The sequence below is a fragment of the Sphingorhabdus sp. genome (genome assembly GCF_044374345.1).
GTDB lineage: Bacteria > Pseudomonadota > Alphaproteobacteria > Sphingomonadales > Sphingomonadaceae > Sphingorhabdus_B.
Genome location: NZ_JBILOS010000030.1, coordinates 1 through 22,451, shown reverse-complemented (window position 1 = coordinate 22,451; position 22,451 = coordinate 1). Strand labels below are relative to the sequence as shown.

General features: G+C 56.8%; 22 protein-coding genes. 8 read left to right on the top strand and 14 right to left on the bottom strand.

Going from position 1 to position 22,451, the window contains the following annotated elements; all coding sequences use genetic code 11:
• Positions 1-56 precede the first annotated feature (56 nt).
• The gene (locus ACIQ5B_RS04800; RefSeq protein ID WP_397598036.1) at positions 57-983 is read left to right on the top strand and encodes an aspartate carbamoyltransferase catalytic subunit; all 927 of its coding nucleotides are present in this window, start codon (positions 57-59) and stop codon (positions 981-983) included.
• On the top strand, positions 980-2,197 hold the full coding sequence (locus ACIQ5B_RS04795; RefSeq protein ID WP_397598035.1) for a dihydroorotase family protein: 1,218 nt from the start codon (positions 980-982) through the stop codon (positions 2,195-2,197). Before ACIQ5B_RS04800 ends, ACIQ5B_RS04795 begins: the two co-directional genes overlap by 4 nt.
• 34 nt (positions 2,198-2,231) lie before the next feature.
• Here ACIQ5B_RS04795 and ACIQ5B_RS04790 read toward each other — a convergent pair whose 3' ends face one another.
• From ACIQ5B_RS04790 to hisI, 5 genes are all read right to left on the bottom strand, one after another.
• Positions 2,232-3,584 (bottom strand): SPOR domain-containing protein, encoded by a 1,353-nt coding sequence (locus ACIQ5B_RS04790; protein ID WP_397598034.1) that lies wholly within the window; start codon positions 3,582-3,584, stop codon positions 2,232-2,234.
• 31 nt (positions 3,585-3,615) lie between these two features.
• Positions 3,616-4,287: a hypothetical protein gene (locus ACIQ5B_RS04785; RefSeq protein ID WP_397598033.1), complete on the bottom strand. Its 672-nt coding sequence runs from the start codon at positions 4,285-4,287 to the stop codon at positions 3,616-3,618.
• A 19-nt stretch (positions 4,288-4,306) separates the two neighbouring features.
• Positions 4,307-5,023 carry an AAA family ATPase gene (locus ACIQ5B_RS04780; RefSeq protein ID WP_397598032.1) on the bottom strand — a complete coding sequence of 239 codons (717 nt, stop codon included), beginning with the start codon at positions 5,021-5,023 and terminating at the stop codon, positions 4,307-4,309.
• Between the two features lie 155 nt (positions 5,024-5,178).
• Positions 5,179-5,703, bottom strand: a complete 525-nt coding sequence (locus ACIQ5B_RS04775; RefSeq protein ID WP_397598031.1) for a hypothetical protein — start codon at positions 5,701-5,703, stop codon at positions 5,179-5,181.
• Positions 5,700-6,059: a phosphoribosyl-AMP cyclohydrolase gene (gene hisI, locus ACIQ5B_RS04770; protein ID WP_397598030.1), complete on the bottom strand. Its 360-nt coding sequence runs from the start codon at positions 6,057-6,059 to the stop codon at positions 5,700-5,702. Before hisI ends, ACIQ5B_RS04775 begins: the two co-directional genes overlap by 4 nt.
• A 128-nt stretch (positions 6,060-6,187) precedes the next feature.
• Between hisI and purF the strand changes: the two genes are divergently transcribed.
• Together purF and ACIQ5B_RS04760 are read left to right on the top strand one after the other, a co-directional pair.
• Entirely contained in the window at positions 6,188-7,645 is a 1,458-nt protein-coding gene (purF, locus tag ACIQ5B_RS04765; RefSeq protein WP_397598029.1) for an amidophosphoribosyltransferase, read from the top strand.
• Positions 7,646-7,648: 3 nt separating this feature from the next.
• Positions 7,649-8,359 carry an SDR family NAD(P)-dependent oxidoreductase gene (locus ACIQ5B_RS04760; protein WP_397598028.1) on the top strand — a complete coding sequence of 237 codons (711 nt, stop codon included), beginning with the start codon at positions 7,649-7,651 and terminating at the stop codon, positions 8,357-8,359.
• A 119-nt stretch (positions 8,360-8,478) separates the two neighbouring features.
• Here the strand turns inward: ACIQ5B_RS04760 and ACIQ5B_RS04755 are convergent, their stop codons facing one another.
• From ACIQ5B_RS04755 to ACIQ5B_RS04740, 4 genes are all read right to left on the bottom strand, one after another.
• Positions 8,479-9,876, bottom strand: coding sequence for a cryptochrome/photolyase family protein (locus tag ACIQ5B_RS04755; RefSeq protein ID WP_397598027.1), 1,398 nt, complete (start codon positions 9,874-9,876; stop codon positions 8,479-8,481).
• Positions 9,873-10,835 carry a metal-dependent hydrolase gene (locus ACIQ5B_RS04750; protein ID WP_397598026.1) on the bottom strand — a complete coding sequence of 321 codons (963 nt, stop codon included), beginning with the start codon at positions 10,833-10,835 and terminating at the stop codon, positions 9,873-9,875. The genes ACIQ5B_RS04755 and ACIQ5B_RS04750 overlap by 4 nt, the downstream gene beginning before the upstream one ends.
• Before the next feature lie 139 nt (positions 10,836-10,974).
• A complete protein-coding gene (locus ACIQ5B_RS04745; protein WP_395629331.1) occupies positions 10,975-12,021 on the bottom strand; it encodes a 2-oxoacid:ferredoxin oxidoreductase subunit beta in 1,047 nt (348 codons plus the stop codon).
• Positions 12,021-13,889, bottom strand: a complete 1,869-nt coding sequence (locus tag ACIQ5B_RS04740; RefSeq protein WP_397598025.1) for a 2-oxoacid:acceptor oxidoreductase subunit alpha — start codon at positions 13,887-13,889, stop codon at positions 12,021-12,023. Before ACIQ5B_RS04740 ends, ACIQ5B_RS04745 begins: the two co-directional genes overlap by 1 nt.
• Positions 13,890-14,035: 146 nt before the next feature.
• Between ACIQ5B_RS04740 and ACIQ5B_RS04735 the strand changes: the two genes are divergently transcribed.
• Together ACIQ5B_RS04735 and ACIQ5B_RS04730 are read left to right on the top strand one after the other, a co-directional pair.
• Positions 14,036-14,995 (top strand): alpha/beta hydrolase fold domain-containing protein, encoded by a 960-nt coding sequence (locus tag ACIQ5B_RS04735; protein WP_397598024.1) that lies wholly within the window; start codon positions 14,036-14,038, stop codon positions 14,993-14,995.
• The gene (locus ACIQ5B_RS04730) at positions 14,992-15,477 is read left to right on the top strand and encodes an RNA pyrophosphohydrolase (RefSeq protein WP_397598023.1); all 486 of its coding nucleotides are present in this window, start codon (positions 14,992-14,994) and stop codon (positions 15,475-15,477) included. The genes ACIQ5B_RS04735 and ACIQ5B_RS04730 overlap by 4 nt, the downstream gene beginning before the upstream one ends.
• Positions 15,478-15,509: 32 nt before the next feature.
• Here ACIQ5B_RS04730 and ACIQ5B_RS04725 read toward each other — a convergent pair whose 3' ends face one another.
• Genes ACIQ5B_RS04725 through ACIQ5B_RS04705 form a run of 5 tightly spaced genes read right to left on the bottom strand, consistent with a single transcriptional unit; the run spans position 15,510 to position 21,101 of the window.
• Entirely contained in the window at positions 15,510-16,037 is a 528-nt protein-coding gene (locus tag ACIQ5B_RS04725) for a tetratricopeptide repeat protein (protein WP_397598022.1), read from the bottom strand.
• Between the two features lie 35 nt (positions 16,038-16,072).
• Positions 16,073-17,254 carry an RsmB/NOP family class I SAM-dependent RNA methyltransferase gene (locus tag ACIQ5B_RS04720; protein WP_397598021.1) on the bottom strand — a complete coding sequence of 394 codons (1,182 nt, stop codon included), beginning with the start codon at positions 17,252-17,254 and terminating at the stop codon, positions 16,073-16,075.
• Positions 17,255-17,257: 3 nt separating this feature from the next.
• The gene (gene guaB, locus ACIQ5B_RS04715; RefSeq protein ID WP_397598020.1) at positions 17,258-18,718 is read right to left on the bottom strand and encodes an IMP dehydrogenase; all 1,461 of its coding nucleotides are present in this window, start codon (positions 18,716-18,718) and stop codon (positions 17,258-17,260) included.
• A 54-nt stretch (positions 18,719-18,772) separates the two neighbouring features.
• Positions 18,773-20,215 (bottom strand): M28 family peptidase, encoded by a 1,443-nt coding sequence (locus ACIQ5B_RS04710; protein WP_397598019.1) that lies wholly within the window; start codon positions 20,213-20,215, stop codon positions 18,773-18,775.
• Positions 20,216-20,273: 58 nt separating this feature from the next.
• Positions 20,274-21,101 carry an HpcH/HpaI aldolase/citrate lyase family protein gene (locus ACIQ5B_RS04705; protein WP_397598018.1) on the bottom strand — a complete coding sequence of 276 codons (828 nt, stop codon included), beginning with the start codon at positions 21,099-21,101 and terminating at the stop codon, positions 20,274-20,276.
• A 136-nt stretch (positions 21,102-21,237) separates the two neighbouring features.
• On the opposite strand from ACIQ5B_RS04705, the gene ACIQ5B_RS04700 reads away from it, so the two are divergent.
• Positions 21,238-22,152, top strand: a complete 915-nt coding sequence (locus tag ACIQ5B_RS04700; protein ID WP_397598017.1) for an SPFH domain-containing protein — start codon at positions 21,238-21,240, stop codon at positions 22,150-22,152.
• A 103-nt stretch (positions 22,153-22,255) separates the two neighbouring features.
• The coding region (locus ACIQ5B_RS04695; RefSeq protein ID WP_397598016.1) for an NfeD family protein at positions 22,256-22,451 on the top strand (196 nt) is incomplete at its 3' end.

The following is a 22,451-nucleotide window of genomic DNA, read 5'->3' as shown; positions in this document are numbered from 1 at the left end:
AGCCTTTTGCAGCCGACAGCTTTCCAAGCGGGTCGGGCGCTTTTCCGCACAAGCATTTGCTTGGTATCGCTGGACTTCAGAAATGGGAAATTCTCTACATCCTGAAAGAGGCTGAACAATGGGTGGCCTTGAACCGCTCCGGCCCTGCAAAGCATGATGGCCGATTGTCGGGCCTTACGATTATCAATGCCTTTTTTGAAAATTCGACACGCACATTGCTGTCGTTCGAAATTGCCGGAAAACGGCTTGGCGCAGATGTCGTGAATATGCACGCGGCGCAATCGAGCGTGAAAAAGGGCGAAACGCTTATCGACACGGCAATGACGTTAAACGCCATGCGTGCCGATGCCATTGTCATCCGCCACGGCAGTTCCGGTGCGGTGCAGCTGATTTCAAGCAAAGTCGATTGCCCTGTCATCAATGCAGGCGACGGAAGCCACGAACATCCCACGCAGGCGCTGCTCGATTCGCTGACCATCATGCGCCGCAAAGGGCGGGTTGAGGGCCAAACCGTCGTCATTTGCGGCGATGTGCTGCACAGCCGCGTTGCGCGTTCAAATCTGTTCTGCCTAAAAACATTGGGCGCCGAAGTCCGCGTCGTTGCGCCACCTGCATTGATGCCAAGCGGTATCGAGGCCTTTGGTGCGCAGACCTTCACCAATTTTGATGCCGCATTGGATGGCGCGGATGTCGTCATGATGCTGCGGCTTCAGAATGAACGTATGCAGGGGGATTTCATCCCCTCGCCCCGCGAATATTTCCATTTATATGGCCTTGATGAACGCAGGCTAGCGTTGGCCAAGCCCGACGCGCTGGTCATGCACCCGGGCCCAATGAACCGGGGCGTAGAGATTGCAAGCAATGTCGCCGACCACGTTGAACGCTCCGCCATTACCGAACAGGTAGAAATGGGTGTCGCCGTTCGCATGGCGTGCCTCGATATACTCACCCGAAAAGCACGCGGTCAGGAGGGTTGGTCATGACCGGAATCAGCATCCTGAACGGCCACGCCATTTTGCCCGGCGCAGACAAGGCCGAGCCACTGAATGTGCATATTGAAAATGGCAAAATTGCCTCGGTTGGGAAAACGGCCCCGATAGCGAACCAGCTTGACGCCAGCGACCTCATCATCGCGCCGGGCATCATTGATCTGGGCGTATTCAAGACCGACAAGCCCGCGTTCCGTTTTGGCGGTATTACGCGCGCGGCGCTTATGCCTGACCAGTCGCCTGTGCACGACGACCCCGCAACGGTGCGCTTTGCTGCGCTGAAAGGGAAACCCGATCTTTGGGTACATCCGCTCGCTGCGGCAACGCAGGGCCTCAACGGACTGCAGATGGCCGAAATCGCGCTAATGAAAGAAGCAGGCGCAGTTGGTGTCGCCACGGGACGCAAATGGATTGCGGATAGCGGCATATTGCTGCGCATCATGCGCTATTGCCATGCGCTCGACCTGCCCGTCTTTGTGCACAGCGAAGATGCAGGGCTATCGGGCAACGCGGTTGCAACGGCCGGGGAAACAGCGACGTTACTGGGCCTATCCAGCGCATCGCCCATCACCGAAGCGCTTGCCATCGCCCGCGACCTATTGCTCGCGGAGGAAAGCGGCGCACATGTGCATTTCCGGCAAGTGACGACCGAACGCGGGCTGGACCTCATTCGCGCAGCGAAGGCAAAGGGCTTACGCATCACATGCGGCATCACGCCAGGGCATTTGTTCCTATCCGACAATGCCGTTTCTGATTTCCGGACCTTCGCCCATCTGTCGCCGCCCTTGCGTTCGGAAAGCGACCGGCTGGCCTGTATCGCCGCCATTGCCGATGGCACGATTGATGTCATTGCATCTGGGCACGACCCACGCGGACCAGAGGACAAGCGCCTGCCCTATTCGGAAAGCGCGCCGGGCATGGCGGGGGCGGAAACGCTTCTCGCGCTGTCGCTCAACCTCGTGCGGGACAATGTGATTTCGATCGGACGGTTGTTCGAACTACTGGCATCAAATCCCGCGAAGATCTTGAGGCTAAATGCCGGTCAAATAGCGGAAGGATATGAGGCAGATCTTATCCTCGTCGATCCAGACGCACCGTGGCAGGTCGATGGCGACCGCATGGCCGCACTTGCGGGCAATACGCCATTTGACCGGCTGCCGGTGCAAGGCCGCGTGCGCCATATGCTAAAGGGCGGCAAGGTCATTTAGAACCGCCGCCCAATAACGTTTCACGGATATCAATTTATCGTGCGGCGATCTTACGCCCTGCGGCATTCGCCATGCGGATATTCTGGGCGCCGCCATTTGTCCGCACGAAGCAATCGCCGCCTTGCGACTTGATCGTCTTGCAAGTTGCCCGTGCGCTTGCAGCGTCCCCGAAACCCATTGCAGCCAGACGAACAAGTTTCTTGCCATTGACCGTGACGGTCGAGCTAGCGGATGCAAAGCCGTTCAATGCGCGGTAGCGTTTGGCATATTTGTTCCAAGCCGCTTGCGCACTGGCCACAGACGAGAACGCGCCCAGTTGAACCAAGTGGCTTCCCGCACCCGCTGGCGTTGCTGCCTTTGGCGCATAGGACACGGAAAGCTTCACCGGTGCAGCCACAAATGACTTTGCCGGGACTTCCGACGCTTTGATAAGCGGCGCTTCGTAAACCGGCTGGCTCGGCGCAGCCTCGGCAGCCCTCATATAATTCTCAACAGCCGTAAAACCTGCACTGTCCGATACCGGTGCCGGACCTACCGCAGCCAGTTCCACTGCTGCTGCCGGTGCAGACGAAACATCTGCCAATTCTGGTGCAGCCGCTGGCGTAACATCAGCCTGCGCAAATCCAATGGCATTAATGCTGCTTAACGCGAGGCGCAGCGGCTGTCCTGTATCCGACATGTCAGGCTGAACCTTCAAAAGGCCTGCTACGCGCGACGCATAAGCACCGGGACGCGCAAGCTGCGCCCATTCGGCGATCCGTTCGTTAACACGCTCCTGCGGCATATCTTGCGAAGCCATGATCCGCGCATCGCGCCAGCGACCATCAAGTGCATAGGCCAATGCCAGATTCTGCCGTATGCGCGATGTGGCAGTGTCGGTGCGCACGGCATCGGTCAGGATTTTGACGGCATCCGCCGAACGACCCGCCAAAGCCAAAGTCAACGCATAGTCACTTACGGGCAGAATGGATTGGTTCGAATCGACAAGCAAAACGGCCGATTCGGTGTTGCCTAAGGCGATACGCGCCAATGCGAGGCTGATGACGGTGCGTGAGTCGGCTTGGCCCAGTTCCATAACGTCCATCAACGTCCGCTCTGCTGAGGCAAAACGTCCCTTCGCCATGTACACACGCGCCAGCAAGCCACGATAATCGCGGTTTTGCATGTCGGCCTGAACCGCACGCTCTGCAAAGGCCAATGCCTTGTCGGAATTGCCTTTGGCCAGCGCGCGTTCGGCTTTCTTTGCCCAGGCAAAAGCCTTTTGCGGCGATGCCATATTGACGGAAGTATTGGCCGTGCTGCCCGCTCCGGCCGCTGACGCAGTCATTGCCGGCACCACAACCAACGCGGCCGACAAAGCCAGCTTTATGAAAAAATGGCTACTCATGACATCACCTCAAAAAAGCTAAATATAGGCATCAGTGTTTTTTCGCAGGAACATGGGACGCAAGGTCATCAATTTCCGGCATGGATTCGAGAAGTGCATCAAGCGCATCGGTCACAAGCTGTTGCGCCGACTGGTGACGCACCGCGCATGCCAGCCGCAATTTCAAATGCCGTTCGCTATCAAGACGCAAGGTGAAGGCTGCTTTCTCTTTCAAACCAGGCTTTGAGCGGACACGCGAACGTGGCGCGTCTGTGCCACCACGACGTAAAATGAGCGGTGTTAAAGGCTCCGGCGTCACGGTAACGAAATTCGGTGCATCGGCGACCGATTCCGGCGCCTCGGCAAAATTGTCGAAGCCAACCTGCGGTTCGTCGTCAAAGCCAACCTGCGGTTCGTCGTCAAAGGCAACCTGCGGTTCAAGGTCAGCGAAAAGTGCGTCTGCGAGACGATCTTGCTGATGCTTCACTTCGGGAACAGCCGCGGCAAGCGGGTTTGCCCCGTGAAAGCCGTGGTCATAATCCATCGGAGTCGTAGGATCGGGATCGACATCATATCCCATATCGTTCCAACCCAGATCCTCTTGCGACATTGCCGCGTTGCCATTGCTCGAAAGCATTGTTGGACGACGCATAGCGGGACGTGCCAGACCTTTGCGTGCCAGCAATATGCCCGAAAGCGAGGCGATTGGTTTAGGTTCACCCATTTTAATGCCCTTCCTTCGCTTAACCTACGACCCGGCGGCCAAAGCCACCCATGGGACGCGCAGCAGATATTTGATGGCTTACGGCAGCCGGCGCACTGAAAACGGTGCGGCGGAAATTCTTTTCCAGACGGTCCGAAATATATGTCCACAAGTGGATAACCTCTTGCGATGACCGACCATTGGGGTCGATTTCCATGACGGTGCGGCCATCAATCATGGATGCAGCAAAATCGGTGCGATGATGCAGCGTAGTCGGCGCAACGGTGCCGTGCTGCGACAGTGCCACCGCGGCCTCCGAAGTAATCCGTGCCTTTGGCGTCGCTCCGTTGACAACGAAGATGAGCGGCTTGCCAGCGCGCTCACACAGGTCAACGGTGGCACCCACAGCGCGCAAGTCATGCGGGCTTGGCCGCGTCGGCACGACGATCAGCTCTGATACCGAAATGACACTCTGGATAGCCATCGTAATGGCGGGCGGCGTATCAATCACCGCCAGTTTAAAACCTTGCTGCCGCAATACGGCAAGGTCGGAGGCGAGGCGGGACACCGTTGTCTGCGCAAACGCAGGAAGGTCGGCTTCACGTTCATTCCACCAATCGGCCAAAGACCCCTGGGGATCGATATCGATAAGCACAACCGGCCCCGCGCCCGCCAGCTGCGCCTGAACCGCCAAATGGCCGGACAGGGTCGTTTTGCCCGGCCCGCCCTTCTGTGATGCTAATGCGAGTACCCTCACATCATTCCCCTTTTGCAAATGTTTGAAATGGGGATGTGACAGAACAGCGCTAAAAATTGGTTAACACGGAACGGGATGTCGGATTTTACTGTTCGGATGCACGGACATGCAAAGGTGACTGCATCGGGCCAAGCATGCTTCGCGATACCGCGCTCTTACCCGCAGAGGCGCTCGATTTCGCGGCCGAGGGTATTGCGGGCCGCGCTGTCGCCTGGTTCAATCATGAAATAATGCGTGCCGGAAAGGCTCGCTTTTTCGGAGCAATACCGTGCGCAGCCGCTTTCAACCGCACCGGCGAAGCGCAGTTCAATGCCATCATAGCGGGCAGCGAAAGTGCACGCCCCTTTACCGTTCAACGTGATCTCTACCTTGTCGCCTTCCACAGACGCTGTTCCGGTTCCCTCGCATTTGCTTTCGGGCCCGAATACCGCAAGAAAACCGATATCAAATCGGTTAGCGCCGGTGTTCACCGCACAGAATTTGTCGATACCCAGATCGCTGCGCGTTTCAAAACGACCTGCAAATTCGATGTTTTCAGAGTTCGGAAGAACACCCGTCTCCACCGCGCGTGCGTCAAGCGTTTCGCCCGCGTCCGACCCAAGGCTTGACGTAAGCGCGCCGTCACCGCACCCCGCCAACAGCGCGCATGAAGCGAGGATTGGAAATGCCGTGCGCGTCACACTGGCTCCAATCCGTCCTTGTTTATCCTGCGATAAAAGCAGCTGCGGGTGCCGGTATGACAGGTCGGGCCTTGCGGTTTTGCGATAATCCAAATGGCATCCTGATCGCAGTCAATGCGCATATCGACAATGTGCAGGACATTGCCGCTGCTTTCACCCTTTTGCCAAAGCCGCTGACGGCTGCGCGAATAAAACACCGCAGTGCGGCTCTCGATGCTTTTAGCGAGTGCCTCCGCGTTCATATGCGCCACCATCAATACGGCGCCATCCGCCGCATCGGTGACCACAGCAGTCAACAATCCGTTGGCGTCAAATTTGGGTGTGAGGGCAAGCCCTGTCTCAATCTCGTCGGTCATTTCCAAGGCCTAACGCAAGGGCAAGTGGCCCGCCAACATTTTCTTTGTTACATTGCTACGACAAGGGGGAGACAATCGATGATGCGTTGCCTATACGCCGGCCAGCGACGAGCAGCGGGATTCGAATTATGCTGACCACCGACCCATTTGATGACGACAAACTTCGCGAGGAGTGCGGGATTTTTGGTGTCTATGACGCCGAAGGCGCTTCAGCGATGGTTGCGCTTGGCCTACATGCGCTTCAGCATCGTGGCCAGGAAGCCGCCGGCATCACAAGTTACGACGAGCATGAATTTCACACACACCGTGCCATGGGTCATGTTGCGGGCAATTTCGACCGTGATGAAATCATCAACGGCCTTGTCGGGCGCAGTGCCATTGGCCACGTCCGCTATTCAACGACGGGCGAAACATCGCTGCGCAATGTGCAGCCATTATATGCTGACCTTGCCACCGGCGGATTTGCGGTCGCGCATAACGGCAATATTTCAAACGCGGTTGCATTGCGCCGTGACCTTGTCCGCCGCGGTTCGATATTCCAGTCATCATCGGACACCGAAGTCATCATTCATTTGGTGGCGACGTCAGGTTACCGCACGTTGCTGGACCGCCTGATTGATGCGCTGAAGCGTGTAGAAGGCGCCTATTCGCTCATCTGCCTGACCACAGAGGGCATGATCGCTTGCCGCGATCCGTTGGGCATCCGTCCATTGGTCATGGGTAAGCTTGGCGATACAATAATCTTCGCATCGGAAACCGTTGCGCTCGATATTGTTGGCGCAGAATTCATCCGTTCGGTTGAACCGGGCGAATTGGTGGTGGTGCATGGTAGCGAAATTCAGTCGCACAAGCCGTTCATCCCCGTTTCGCAACGCCCCTGCATTTTCGAGCATGTGTATTTCTCACGGCCCGATTCCATTGTTGAAGGCATCAGCGTCTATTCGGTTCGCAAGGCTATTGGCGCCGAACTCGCGCGTGAAAATGGCGTTGACGTTGATTATGTCATTCCCGTGCCCGACAGTGGCACGCCTGCGGCCATTGGCTATGCCGAAGCGGCCAAAATTCCGTTCGAGCTGGGCATCATCCGGTCACATTATGTTGGCCGCACCTTCATTCAACCGGGCGATGGCGTTCGCCATTTGGGCGTAAAGCTGAAGCATAATGCAAACCGCAATCTCGTTGCGGGCAAAAAGATCGTTCTGATCGACGATTCCATCGTGCGTGGCACGACCTCGCTCAAGATCGTTCAGATGATGCGCGAAGCGGGCGCGGCCGAAGTGCATATGCGTATTGCAAGCCCGCCAACAATGAACAGCTGTTTCTATGGCGTCGACACGCCGGAACGCTCCAAATTGCTCGCAAGCCGTATGGACGTGGAAGAAATGCGGCAGTTTATTCAGGCTGACAGCCTCGCGTTTCTCTCCATCGATGGGCTGTACCGCGCGTTGGGCGAAGATTCGCGCAACAAAAACCAACCGCAATATTGCGATGCGTGTTTTACCGGCGACTATCCCACCACCCTCACCGACCATGAGGAGCATGAATCGGGTGATCTCATGATGCTGGGCGAACGGAAGTCTGCATAAATCATGACGAAGCTATTTGAAGGCAAAGTGGCGCTGGTTACGGGCGCAAGCCGCGGGATTGGAGCGGCGACAGCCAAGGCACTCGCGGCGCAAGGCGCACATGTCATCATTACAGCGCGCACCGCCAAAGACTTAGAAGCCGTTGAAGACGCGATATTCAACGCAGGTGGCAATGCGACGATTGCGCCATTGGACCTCACCGACGGCGACAGCATCGCACGGCTTGCCACAGCAGTGACCGAACGTTGGGGTAAGCTCGACGTCTTGGTATTGAATGCCGCCATGCTCGGCACGCTCGCGCCGGTGCCAGCCATTGATGGCGCAGAATTCGCGCGCTTATTCACCCTAAATGTAACCGCGCAGCAGGTGCTTATTGCGTCATTCGATGCGTTGTTGCGCAAATCAGATGCCGGTCGCCTCGTCGCGCTGACATCCTCGGTTGGCGCGGCACCGCGCGCATTCTGGGGCGCTTATGGCGCATCAAAGGCCGCGCTCGAAACGCTCGTGGCCAGCTATGGTGAGGAAGTGAAGAGCCTGTCCGCCGTGCGCACGGCAATCGTGGATCCGGGCCGTACACGCACCCAAATGCGGGCAAAGGCCTATCCGGGCGAAGACCCGGAGACGGTGAAGGAACCATCGGTTGTGGCCGATGCGATAGTCACGATGCTCACGACCGAGTTTGAGACCGGGCATCGTTTGGTAGTAGCGGGCTAGAAATATTACCGTCACCCTGAACTTGTTTCAGGGTCTTAATCAAAACAACCTTCGAAAAGTAAGATCCTGAAACAAGTTCAGGATGACGATATCGCTTGGATAACGGGCATCTTTTTGGTTTACCCTTTAACCACCTCATGCGCCTTTAACGCACGCTCACGCGCGGCTTTGTGTCCAATGATTTTGCGTGGATAGCTTTTTGGTCGTGCGCCATATTCATCGGGATCATGAATATACGGCTCTTGCAAACCAGCAAGCTCTGGCACCCATTCGCGGATGTAACGTGCGGCGTCGAATTTCTCTGATTGCGACAATGGCGCCATGATGCGCACGAACATATTGCTGTCTACGCCCGTCCCCGCTGTCCATTGCCAATTGACGCTGTTGCTGCCGTAATCGGCATCGACCAGCGTATCCCAGAACCATTTCTCGCCCTCGCGCCAATCAATCAGCAGATGTTTGACCAGGAACGACGCCGCAATCATCCGCACGCGGTTGTGCATCCATCCGGTCGCCCATGATTGCCGCATCCCGGCATCAACGATTGGGTAACCCGTCCGGCCCTTGGTCCATGCCACGAAATCAGCCTTTACCGCTGGATCGGATAGATCCCGCCACGGCAGCCTGTCGAACGCATCGCGCGCATTCTTCGCGCCATATTCCGGCATCTGGACGATCACATTCTGCGCATAGTCCCGCCACACCAGTTCTTTCAAAAACACGTCAACCGACCCGCCCGCATGCATGGTCGCGTGCCAGCACGCAGCAGGTGAAATCTCGCCAAAGTGCAGATGCGGTGAAAGGAATGACGAACCCGCAACCGATGGCAAATTGCGCTTCTCGTCATAAAATTTGGCCTTGTCGGCAAAATCCTCAAGCCGTTCGCGCGCGCCAGCCTCACCCGGTGTCCACATATCGGCCATAGCGCCTGACCAATCGGGCTCGGTGGGTAACAGGGCCCAATCATTTATGCCTTCGCTCTCTGGCCATGTCTGGGGCGCAGTTAACTGCGCAGGGGCTGCGAGTGGCACGGGCGGCGGCATATGCTGCCAGAGCGCGCGCATGAATGGCGTGTAGATCTTGTACTGACCGCCGGTGCCTGTGGTCACGCTACCTGCGGGCAACAGATAGTTGCCGTCGTGGCAAACAAATGCGCAACCCGTGCTCAGCCCACTTGCGACGGCCTTTTCCGCATTCCGCCACCATGGTTCGTAATGCCGCATGCAATGAATGGCCGACGCGCCGGTCTCTTCAGCGAGTGCGCATAAAACGTCGTCGGATTTTCCGGCGCGTAAGATCAATCGCGAACCCAATGCCCGCAAATCTGCGTCAAACGCCGTCAGGCTATGGTGCAACCACCAGCGCGACGCCGCGCCCATCTTGCGATGTTTTGGCGTGTCGTCATCAAGGACATAGACGGGGATAACTGGCGCGCCACTTGCCACTACGGCTGCAATCGCAGCTTGGTCCGCAAGACGCAAGTCACGGCGCAGCCAAACGATTATTGGGGCCGTCATTTGCTTTCAACTCCAATGGGAAAGAACATACTGAATCGGTCGCCAACCAGCGGGTCAGAAAAGCGCTGGTCGGAAACCTTCAACGTCCTGTCCGCGCCTTCGCCGACAATTTCGGCCACCGGCATACGTGACCAAAACAACAGGGGCGAGCCGCGGACAATATGTGTCTCAAAAGCTTTGGCATCTTCGCGTCCCATATAATGGGCGCGAACGGCGTCATCCATACGCACGCCATTTAACGGCGTGTAAGTGCCCTGCCCATAATATCTATCGTCGCGCCAAAGCATCTCACGTTTCCAAAATTGCACAGGGACAGGATTGGCGACAACCAGAGTTGGCACGATCTTATGCTGTTTCTGAACGGCTTGAGCGGTCAATTGCTCCGCCCTGCCCGTGATGAGCCCATTGGCTAAGATATACGCGCAAATGGCGGCAAAACTGACCAATGCCGGTGCGCGCCAGGTTGCGCGCCCCGTACGTTCGCGACGCAGCGAAAACCAAACGCCGCATATCAACGCAGCCCACAGCCAGATATCGATGATGAACAAGGTATCGCCATAAAACCATTGGCTCGAAAATGGTTCAAGCAAACGGATCCCGTAACTGTTGAACCAGTCGAAAAGCGGGTGGCTCAAGCATCCAATATAAGCCAGCGCCAACAACCAGCCTTTATGCACCGGCAACCTTGTCTCTGGCCGCTTTCCGCGTCTTTCTTGCCAGCGATCGAACCACAGCATGATGCCCCACAACATCAGCGGCAGCACCAACATCGCGATTGGGCCATGCGTGAGGCCGCGCCGGATCGCCAAATGCTGCTGCCCGCCCAGCAATGTCGCCACGGCGTCAATATCGGGGATATTCGCAGCAATGATGAGCGTGGGCATGGCAAGGCCAGTCCGACGCTTCAACCCCATCTGCCCGATGAGCGCGCCAACAAGGCTGTGTGTGAGATTATCCATGCGGGTTAGCTGGCGTAGCAAAACCGAAATGGCAATACGGCGTTATCGCCATAAACTATTTTGTTCACGCAGAGGCGCAGAGTTCGCAGAGCAGAAATTTGAAATCTCTGCGGACTCTACGCCTCTGCGTGAAAATCAATTAAGTCTCGGGATGGCCTTCAGCTACGGTCCAGGTTTGTCCCTTTGCCAGCAGCTTGCCGAGATCAGGTGCTTTACCTGCGCTGGCCGACTCGTTCTGCGCGATGACGGCGTCGTTAAAGGTCGGGCGCGGATCGTCGTAGAGGACGCCGAGTGCCATGGGGAATTCGCCGAATGGCATTTCCACAAGCATGTGCGCGAGCGAACGGTTGGTCACATCGTGGACGATAACGCCCGCGCTCTGCCAATCACCATCGACCACATCGACAACCTTGAGCGTCAGGCCAACATTGTCGAGGGCAATGCCTTTGGTCCCGCCGGACTTTTCGCTGCCGAACAACATCGGCTCACCATTGCGCAGCCAGAGTTGATGGCCGTCGGCTCCCTTTGGCGCAGCGAAGTCTTCAAACACGTCCTTGTTATACACAATGCAGTTCTGGAAGATTTCGATGAACGCCGCGCCGCGATGGGCGTGCGCCGCCTTCAGCACGTCAGGCAGATTCTTTGAAACGTCAAAGCCGCGCGCAACAAACCGCGCGCCTGAACCCAGCGCAAAGGCGCATGGCGTGGCTGGACGGTCAACCGAGCCATAAGGCGTCGATGGGCTGTTGGTGCCAACGCGCGATGTTGGCGAATATTGGCCCTTGGTCAGGCCGTAAATCTCATTGTTGAACAGCATGATCTGGCAATCCAGATTGCGGCGCAGCAAATGCATCGTGTGGTTGCCGCCGATCGACAGCGCATCACCATCGCCCGTGATAATCCACACATCAAGATCGGGATTGGCGAGCTTTACACCCGTCGCAACCGCAGGCGCGCGGCCGTGGATGGTGTGGAAACCATAGGTTTCCATATAATATGGGAAGCGCGAAGAACAGCCGATGCCGCTGATGAACACGGTGTTTTCGGGCGTGCCACCGATTTCAGGCATGGTGCGCTGCACCGCCTTCAAAATCGCATAGTCACCGCAGCCGGGGCACCAGCGAACTTCTTGGTCGGTTTCCCAATCCTTGGGCGTTGTCGCTTTAACGGGGGTCATATCGTTCATTATAAAGCACTCCCAATCGCGGCTTCAATTTCGGCGATAGTAAATGGCTGGCCGGACACTTTGTTCACGGGCTGCGCATCCACAAGGAACTGGTCACGCAATATCGTCTTCAACTGGCCCGTGTTCATTTCAGGGACGATGATCTTGTCAAAGCTCTTCAACAACTCGGCCATGTTTTTGGGCATGGGCCAGATATGGCGAATGTGGACATGCGCGACATCAACACCTTCGGCGCGCTTGCGGCGCACGGCTTGCTTGATGGGTCCATAGGTTGAACCCCAGCCAACGACAGCAAGTTTCGCGCCTGCTGCGCCCTGCTCGACGATCTGGTCGGGGATACTGTCGGCGACATTATTTACCTTGGCCGAACGGATGTCAGTCATCGCTTGGTGGTTGGCAGGTGCATAGTTGATGTGGCCGGTATCGACTTCTTTTTCGATACCACCAATGCGGTGCAGCAATCCGGGCGTGCCGGGCTTCACCCATGGGCGCTTCAATTTATGGTCGCGCGAATAGGGCTTGAAGCCATCTTCAGGCACGCTTTCGAGGAACTCGACCGGGAATGGCGTATACTCTTCAAGATCGGGCACGAGCCATGGTTCAGCCGCGTTGGCGATATAGCCATCGGTAAGCAGCATGACGGGCGTCATATACTCGACCGCAATCCGCACCGCTTCCACCGCGCAGTCAAAGCAATCAACCGGCGAGCGCGCTGCAATCACGGGCATCGGTGCATCACCGTTGCGGCCATACACCGCCTGATACAGATCGGACTGCTCGGTCTTGGTTGGCAGACCCGTCGAAGGGCCGCCACGCTGGCTGTTGACGATCACCAAGGGAAGTTCGGTCATGATGGCAAGGCCCATGGCCTCACCCTTCAACGCGATGCCGGGACCAGACGAGCTGGTAACGCCAAGCTGTCCTGCATAGCTTGCGCCAATGGCCGAACAAATGGCGGCAATTTCATCTTCGGCCTGGAATGTGGTGATACCATATTCTTTCAAACGACTGAGGTGATGCAAAATCGCGGACGCTGGCGTAATCGGATAACCGCCGAAGAACATCTTGAGGCCAGCCAGTTGTGCGCCAGCAACCAAGCCATAAGAAATGGATTCGGCGCCCGTCACCGTCCGGTACAGACCCGCAGGCGCAGGCGCGGCATCGACATGATATTGCTTCAGCGGTCCGGCCAATTCAGCGGTCTCACCATAAGCATGGCCAGCATTCAGCGCCGCGATATTGGCGTCGGCTAAAACCTGATTCTTGGCAAATTTCGCGTTCAGCCAATCGATGATAGGCTGACGATCACGATCAAACATCCAAAGCGCAAGGCCAAGCGTCCACATATTCTTACAACGCAACGCGTCTTTGTTACCCATGCCAAACGGCTTGACGGCTTCCAGCGTCAGCGCGCTGATGTCGAACGCCAGCACTTGCCATTTCGCAAGGCTGCCATCTTCAAACGGGTTGGTGGTATATTTGGCTTTATCGAGGTTACGCTGGTTAAACTCGCCTGTGTCGGCGATAATCAAACCGCCTTCGCGCAACGACCCGACATTGGTTTTAAGTGCGGCGGGGTTCATCGCGATCAGCACATCAGGCTGGTCGCCGGCGGTATCAATTGCCGAAGAACCAAAGTTAATCTGAAACGCCGAAACGCCGAACAGCGTCCCGATTGGTGCACGGATTTCTGCGGGAAAATCAGGGAATGTCGCAAAGTCATTGCCCGCCAATGCGGACGACAGCGTAAACTGTCCCCCGGTCAACTGCATGCCGTCGCCGCTGTCCCCGGCAAAGCGCACAACAACTGCCTCGCTTTGCACTGGAGTATGTCCGCTCGTCTGTTCGTCTTTGAATGCCGTAGCCATGCGTTCTAGCCCGTCTTTAATTGCAACTTTATTGCCTTTTCGCCTAATCCCATTCGCGGCGCACTGCAATGTTAGAAAAACTATAGGTGGATATGCTGGACGCATTGCCCAAGCCACCCTAGGAAGCGGCAGAAATGGAGAACGTGATGACCGATACCCCACCTTATGTCCGTCCAGACGTTGCATTGTTTCTGCAATTTCTGAACGCGGTACCCGGCCCTAAATTTTGGCAAGTGCCCGTTGATGAAGCCCGCGCGATGACCGCTGCGATGCGCGACGTTGCGGATGCACCCGTTGGCGAACTGGCGGTTATCCGTGATTTATCGATTCCCGGCCCCGCCGGTGCCATCCCCGCGCGATTATATGACAGCCGCGAAGAGCGCGAAGCTGGCCCTGTCATGGTATTTTACCATGGCGGCGGATTCGTTATCGGCAGCCTGTATACCTATGAACCCTATTGCGCAGAAGTTGCGCGTCTCCTCGATTTGCCGGTCATCTCCATCGATTACCGGCTGTCACCCGAACATCAATTCCCTGCCCCGGCCGAAGATTGTGAAGCCGCAACGCGCTGGATTGCGACGAGCCCTGCGGAGCTTGGACGGCAAGTGACTGGGCTCATCACGTCGGGCGACAGTGCGGGCGGCAACCTAACGATCGTGACGACAATGGCACTTCGCGAACGTCCTGCGGCCGTGCCTGTGTTGGTGCAGCATCCGATTTACCCCGTCGTGACGCTCGATGCTGACTGGCCAAGCATGCGCGAATTTGCCAACGGCTATTTGCTCACCGAAGAAGCAATGGCCTATTTCGGCGAAGGCCACGCAGCGACGCCCGGAGATTATCGTTCCGAGCCATTGAATTTCAGCCAACAGGGCATGCCACCGAGCCTTGTCACCACGGCAAGCCTTGATCCGTTGCGCGACCAAGGCATCGCATATGTTGAAAAGCTGAAACAGGACGGCGTGCGCGTCGAACATCGCAGTGCCGAGGGCAATATTCACGGACATATCAACATCCGTCAGGCCATCCCTTCCGCACAATCGGACATCGAGGGCAATATCGCCGCGCTGAAAGACCTGCTTGCAGAAGTGGCGGCAACAGCATGAGCATGTCGTTGGAAGATTTACCGTACCGTCCCTGCGCCGGCATCATGCTCGCCAATATGCAGGGAAAGATATTTGTCGGCCAACGCTTGGACAGCCCCGCCGGAACCGATGCATGGCAAATGCCGCAAGGCGGCATCGACGATGGCGAGGATGCGGAAACTGCGGCGCTACGCGAGTTATTCGAAGAAACCGGCGTGCGCGCCGATTTGGTCGATATTCTTGCGCGCAGCCGCGATGAACATTTCTACGACTTACCCGATGATATGATTGGCCGCATTTGGAAGGGCAAATATCGCGGGCAACGCCAGCATTGGTTTTTGATGCGCTTCAAAGGCACGGATGCCGATATCAACATCGAAACATCGCATCAGGAATTTAGCAAGTGGCAGTGGATCGATGCACCGCAATTGCCGCAACTGATCGTCCCGTTCAAAAAGCGGCTGTACGAGAATATTCTCGCGGAGTTTGCAGACCTTATTTGACGCCGTTCCGCGTGTGGAACGCATCCGCGCCCTTAATTGGGTTGCGGAACCGGCTCGCTACCGATGGTTGGTTTCGCATCAGCTGCGCTTGCCTGCATTTGCTGTTTTTCACTCGCCTTGCTGGATGCAAGCGCAAGCCGCTCAACAGCGCTGCAGTTCGCGCGGCATAATGTTTTCAGCCGCGCGATATTCTTGCCCGCTTGCTCAATTGCGCCCTTGGCAATCATGGCATCGGCCTGCTCGGCCAATGCAATCTGATCATTGGGCTCAAGCTCCAACGCTTCTGCGTAAAAGCGGATCGCTTTACCGTTCAGTCCCTGGGCCTTCACTGCGCGGGCCATCGCAATATAGGCCGCGCGATTGCGTGGGTCGACCGCGAGTGCGGATTCATACCAGCTGATCGCATTGTCGAACCGTCCAGCGTCCGATTCCTGATTGCCGGTCTGCATCAGCGCCATGGAGCGGGCGTCGATATCGTCATCCGCGCGTCCGCCGATGCTCGCGCTCGACATGACCGCTAAGGTGAACGACAGCGCAATGGCCGCGGGAGAAAAACGCATAAGCAATATCCATATCTTTTTGGAAGGTGATGCTATCACAGCTTTTGAAGCCTCGCGAAGAAGAATCCATCGCTACCATCATGATACGGGGTCAACAATATGCCGTCACCATCGGCACGGCCCATCGACACGCCCGTATCGGCCGCGCGCCAGCCCGAATGCGATTTTAAGAACGCAGCCACTTGGCCCTTGCCTTCACTCTCGATGAGCGAACACACGGCATAAACCAGATAACCGCCGCGCACGACCATGTCGGCGCCAATGTCCAACAGCTTCGCCTGTTCGTCCACAACGCGTTTCAGCCGCGCTGCATCCAAACGCCAGCGCGTTTCGGGATTTCGCCGCCATGTGCCGCTTCCCGAACAAGGTGCGTCAATGAGGACAAGGTCGCAGCCACCGATAAATTCGGACAGCATTTCTTTTTCTTTGCCTGGATTGAGCAAGCGCGTTTCGATATTGGTGGCACCCGACCGGTTGGCCCTTGGCTTCAATTGGTCCAGCCGGTTGCGGTTTGTGTCGGTTGCGATCAACCGCCCCTGATTTCGCATCGCGGCGGCAAGCGCGAGGGTTTTGCCACCAGCGCCAGCGCACAGGTCAAGCACCGTGCCAGCACCCTTTGCCTGGCATGCCTCTACAATCAACTGGCTTCCCAGATCCTGAATTTCCACCAGACCGTCTTCCACGGCGGGATGGCTATCAATTGCGGTCCCGCCCGGCAGGCGGAGCGCATATTCGAGGTGCGGAAGGACTTCGGCGTCGGGAAACGTCGCCGATACTTCAGCGCGGCTTGCCTTCAACGCATTGACGCGCAAGTCCATAGGGGCACGGTCAAGCAGGCTTGCTTGCTCGGCCTCATCAACATGCGTGGAAAACAAAGGCTTGATCCATTTGGGCAATCCGCCACCGGTTGATCGCGCTTCGCCGGGTTCAATCACTGCTGGACCATAATCGGTTCCGTCGAATAACGCCGCCAGTTCGGGATCGGCATCCGCCATTGCCACAAAGGCAGACCGCGCCGTCGCTGGCCTTTTGCCAAAGCGGCGGATGGCGCCCCAGGCTAAATCGCGGACAGCACGGCGGTCTTTCGAACCGGCATAACGCCGCTCGGCAAAAAAGCGCTTTGCAAGCTGGTCAGCAGAAGCGCCGCCATCGCGCGCGGACAGGATGATCTGGTCAACCAATTCAATGGCTGACTTCAGGCGAGCAGCAGGTCTCATGCCTCAACGCGTCGGATAATTTGGAGCTTCCCGCGTGATTGTAACGTCATGTACATGGCTTTCCCGTAATCCGGCATTGGTGATGCGCACAAACTGCGCGCGTTCCTGAAGGTCCGCAATCGTGCGCGAACCGGTATAACCCATAGCTGCTTTGACGCCGCCCACAAGTTGATGAATGACGTCGCGTGCCGGGCCCTTGAAAGGCACCTGCCCTTCAATGCCTTCTGGAACCAGCTTCAGCTGATCCTTAATATCCTGCTGGAAATAACGGTCCGCAGAGCCACGCGCCATCGCGCCAACACTGCCCATGCCGCGATAGCTTTTATACGCACGCCCTTGATACAGGAATGTTTCGCCCGGTGCTTCCTCGGTTCCCGCCAATAAAGAGCCGACCATCACCGACGATGCCCCGGCCGCAAGTGCCTTCGCCAAATCGCCAGACGTCCGCAATCCGCCATCAGCGATGATTGGAATGCCCGACTTTGCGGCTTCTGCCGCTGATTCCATAACTGCAGTCAATTGCGGAACGCCAACACCAGCGACAACGCGTGTGGTGCAAATGGAGCCTGGACCGATACCAACCTTGATACCATCCGCGCCCGCATCAATCAGCGCACGTGTCGCCGCAGCCGTCGCCACATTTCCGGCAACAACCTGAACTTCCGGTGCCATACGCTTGATCTCTGCAACCGCAGCCGCGACCATCGCGCTATGGCCATGCGCCGTATCGACGACGATGAGGTCGCACTCCGCGTCAATCAACGCCTTGGTATACGCCATTCCCTTTTCGCCGACAGTCGTTGCCGCAGCGACGCGCAAGCGCCCTGTGCTATCCTTTGTTGCGTCGGGATATAAAACAGCCTTCTCGATATCCTTTACGGTAATCAGGCCAATGCAATGATAAGCGTCATCGACGACCAAAAGCTTTTCGATGCGGCGTTGATGCAGCAAACGGCGCGCTTCTTCCTGCGTGACGGACGATGCGACCGTCGCCAGATTTTCACGCGTCATCAACTCGGACACAGGCTGCGCCGGATTTTCGGCAAAGCGCACGTCACGATTGGTCAAGATGCCAGCCAGTTTACCGCTCGCCTCAACAACCGGGATGCCGGAGATGGAATGCGCCGACATCAATGCTTGCGCTTCGGCCAAGGTCGCATCGGGTGCGATTGTGATGGGGTTCACCACCATGCCGCTCTCAAAACGTTTAACCTGACGCACCGCAGCGCACTGTTCTTCAATGCTCAGGTTACGGTGCAGAACGCCAATGCCGCCCAGCTGCGCCATGACGATCGCCATGCGCGCTTCGGTGACGGTGTCCATCGCCGACGATAGCACTGGAATGTTCAGCGATATGCTTTTGGTCAGCTGCGTACGGGTGTCGGCCTGGCTTGGCAAAATGTCAGATGCCCCGGGCTGCAACAGCACGTCGTCAAATGTAAGTCCGAGGGAAATTTCTTTCATTGTGCCACCGCTTTAAGCTTTGATTCGTGGCGGCCCATGTAAACAGTAAGCGCCTTATTCGCCAGCCTTCTTGGATTTATATTTTCTGGCGTCCGCAAAGTAGCGGCCAAGCGCAATGTGCAGGTCAGCGTCGTCCGCCGCGCCGCCAAGCTCCGTCTTATCCGTAAGCTCATCATCAGGGCCGTGATAATCGCTGCCCAGAAACTTTTGCATCAGTTCCAGATCTGCAAACGAACCGCCTACCATCAGTGCCGGCACGCCCTTTTGCGCGAGGGCCCAACCGTCCTGCCTTTGGATAAACGCATTTGCATCGGTCGAACTTTCAATCGCCCTACCCTTCGTTTTTGCTACCGCCTCAACCGTGGAATCCAATGGAGTAGTTCCGCGACCGATGATGGCGACCTTCGACCCGCGCGGCGCAATCGCGATTGTATCAACGTTTAGCGAAATCACGATCTGGTCGAGCGGCAAAGCTGGCTTTTCCGCGAACGCATAAGCACCCAATAGGCCGCTCTCTTCCGCAGTCGTCGCCAAAAAATAAATGTCGCGATCATGCTTTTTCTTTGCCAAGCTTTCCGCGACTTCGTTCAGCACGGCAATTCCGCTGGCATTGTCCACGGCACCGTTGCAAATTCGGTCAGGCGCACCCTCTGGCGCGCAAAAACCCAAATGGTCCCAATGCCCCATGAACAAAACAGCGCCGCTGCCCTTTTTCCGACCAGCAATTTTGCCAACAACATTCGAGCTATTGAACCGGTAAATGTCCGTCGTGACTTTGAAATCTGCGTCAATGCCAAGTGGCTCGCCCGCATAATCGCTGGCCTTGGCATGTGCGCGCAATTTGTCCCAATCTTGCCCAGCGGCGGTTATCATCGCGACCGCAAACTCGGCGCTCATCGCCCCTTCCAACGGCGCGCGCTTTTCGCGGCTCTCAAGCGCGATGGGACGCGACAGCAACGAACGCCGCAGTGAAGGCCAACTTCCCTGCCCGTCGCCAATGAAGATAACGGCCTCCGCCCCCGAAGCGATCAGCGCTTCGCGCCGCGCGCGGGGTGACTTCATATTGTTTGGTACATTTTCCGCGTCAAACAGCACAAGGGCGGCTTTTCCCGCAACATCTGCCGCAACCGAACCATCGGCCTTTACGCCTGCACCGGTAAAGATAAGCGGCAAATCTGTCCGCGCATAATCGGCCTGCTTACCAATCAGGATGATTTCTTGAGACGCGATGCGCAGTTTGCGGCCCATAGCCGTAAATGCATATTCCGCACTGCCCTGCCCGCGCTGAATCAAGGGAACAGCATCAAACCAACCGCCGTCGGTCGCCGCGGGCTTTAAACCTGATGTCGCCCATTGCTGCGCAATATACTGAACCGTTTTTGCCTCGCCCTCCGTGCCGGGTTTACGGCCTTCAAACGCATCACTCGCCAAAATTTCGATATGTGCGCGCAGGTCCGCTTCGCTCACCGCTTTGGCGTGCACCGAACCCGCGGACATTGCTGCAAAACTGACAAAGACTGCAAAATGGGCAAGACGCATAAATGATCGCTCCGGACTAAGAAGGAGCGGCACCCGTCCTGTGTCGGGAACGCTCTATCGTTAATTTCGCTTCATCTACATGCATCGATTCAATCATGCGACCCTTAAATCGCTGCGCGCCCCCTCGGCTCGCCGCAATTAATTCCTCCGCTTCGGCCACCGCAGCGGCATCGGCGCCAAAGGCCTGATTGGCGATAGCAACTTGATTGGGGTGAATGAGCGTTTTACCCGTGAAACCATAAGTTGCGCCTTGGCGGCATTCGACATCGAAGCCGTCCATGTCGTCCAGCCGGTTGCACACGCCGTCAAAACGCGGCTTGCCCGATGCAGATGCCGCGAGCACGATTGTCTGCAGCGCCAGCTCCAACCCCTCGCGCAATGGACCGGGCCGAATGCCTGTTTCCGCCGCAATGTCATTTGTGCCCGCAATCAATCCCGCAACCATGGGGTGCGCCGCAATCTCGCGCGCGGCATATAATCCCTGTGGCGTTTCGATCATCGCCAATATGGGCTTGCCAGCATCGGGTATGTCGTCTGGGCCTTCGACCTTAGGGACAACAATGAAGTTCGCGCGGCTCTGCGCCAAAGCGGCGATGTCGTCGGCATGATATACGCTGTCCGCGCCGTTTGCCCGTATAGCGATTATTTTGCCTGCGACGCCGTCTGCGGCATATTGCACAGCTGCCGCGCGGGCATCCACCTTTGACTCGTGCGGGACGGCATCTTCCAAATCAATGATCAGCATATCTGCATCAAGCGACCGCGCCTTTTCCAGTGCGCGTGCATTGGATGCCGGCATATAGAGCGCCGACCGCGTAAATTTCAGTTGCTGCAAGATATCCATGTTCGCTCCCATATTGTCGGCCTGCGCATGCTCCCTGCGTAAACGCGATGAAATGGTAAACCCCCTCGATCGTTTTCATGAAACTATTTGTTAAACCCACAGGTTTACAGCTCACTCTTAAAAGGGAGAGCGTTCTATGGAATATTTTTTCGGCTTACTCGCGCTGATCGTTATCATTTTTGTGATGATGGGCGTGACCGTTGTTCAGCAAGGCTTTGTTTTCACAATTGAGCGGTTCGGGCGGTATACTTATTCCGCGCAACCCGGGCTTACTGTCATCATCCCGTTCTTTGACCGCGTTGGCCGCAAGGTAAACATGATGGAACAAGTTCTCGACATTCCAGGACAAGAGATCATCACCAAGGACAACGCCATGGTCGGCGTTGACGCCGTGGTGTTCTTTCAAGTGCTCGACGCAGCAAAAGCCGCATATGAGGTGTCCGATCTATATGTCGCGATCATGCAAATCACGACAACCAACCTGCGCACCGTGATGGGCAGCATGGACCTTGATGAAACCTTGTCAAAGCGCGACGATATCAATGGCCGCCTGCTGTCGGTGGTGGACCACGCAACCAGCCCATGGGGTGTCAAAATCACGCGTGTTGAGGTGAAAGATATTCGTCCGCCGGCTGATATCTCCAACGCAATGGCGCGTCAGATGAAGGCCGAACGTGAAAAGCGTGCCCAAATCCTTGAAGCAGAGGGCATGCGCGCCGCAGAAATCCTGCGGGCTGAAGGTGAAAAGCAAAGCGCCATCCTTCAGGCCGAGGGCCGCAAGGAAGCGGCATTCCGTGACGCCGAAGCCCGTGAGCGCGAAGCAGAGGCAGAGGCAAAGGCAACAGTCATGGTTTCCGATTCCATCGCGACATCGGGCACGCAGGCGCTGAATTACTTCATTGCGCAGAAATATACCGAAGCCGTGAGCCAGTTCGCAACATCACCCAATGCAAAGACCATCTTGTTCCCTGTAGAAGCCACGCAATTGATCGGCACGCTGGGCGGAATTGGAGAGCTGGCCAAGGAGGCGCTTGCGACAAAGGACAAATAAAACCTGCTTCTCACAGATGCGCCAGCGGCCCTTGTTGCTTGTGCTTTCGTGGAATGACATGGCGTGGGAATTGCACTAAGATAGCGGCTACAGGGAGTAACATATGGCAGAATGGCTCGACACAATTTCAACCCACTGGTTCTGGCTCTCGCTGGGGCTGGTGCTCGGGGCCGCCGAAATGGTTGCGCCCGGTTTCTTCCTCATGTGGCTTGGCCTTGCCGCGTTGATTGTCGGTGGGCTGGATTACTTCCTTCCGATCACCGTCGCCTATCAAGTTGCCATTTTTGCCATATTGTCGG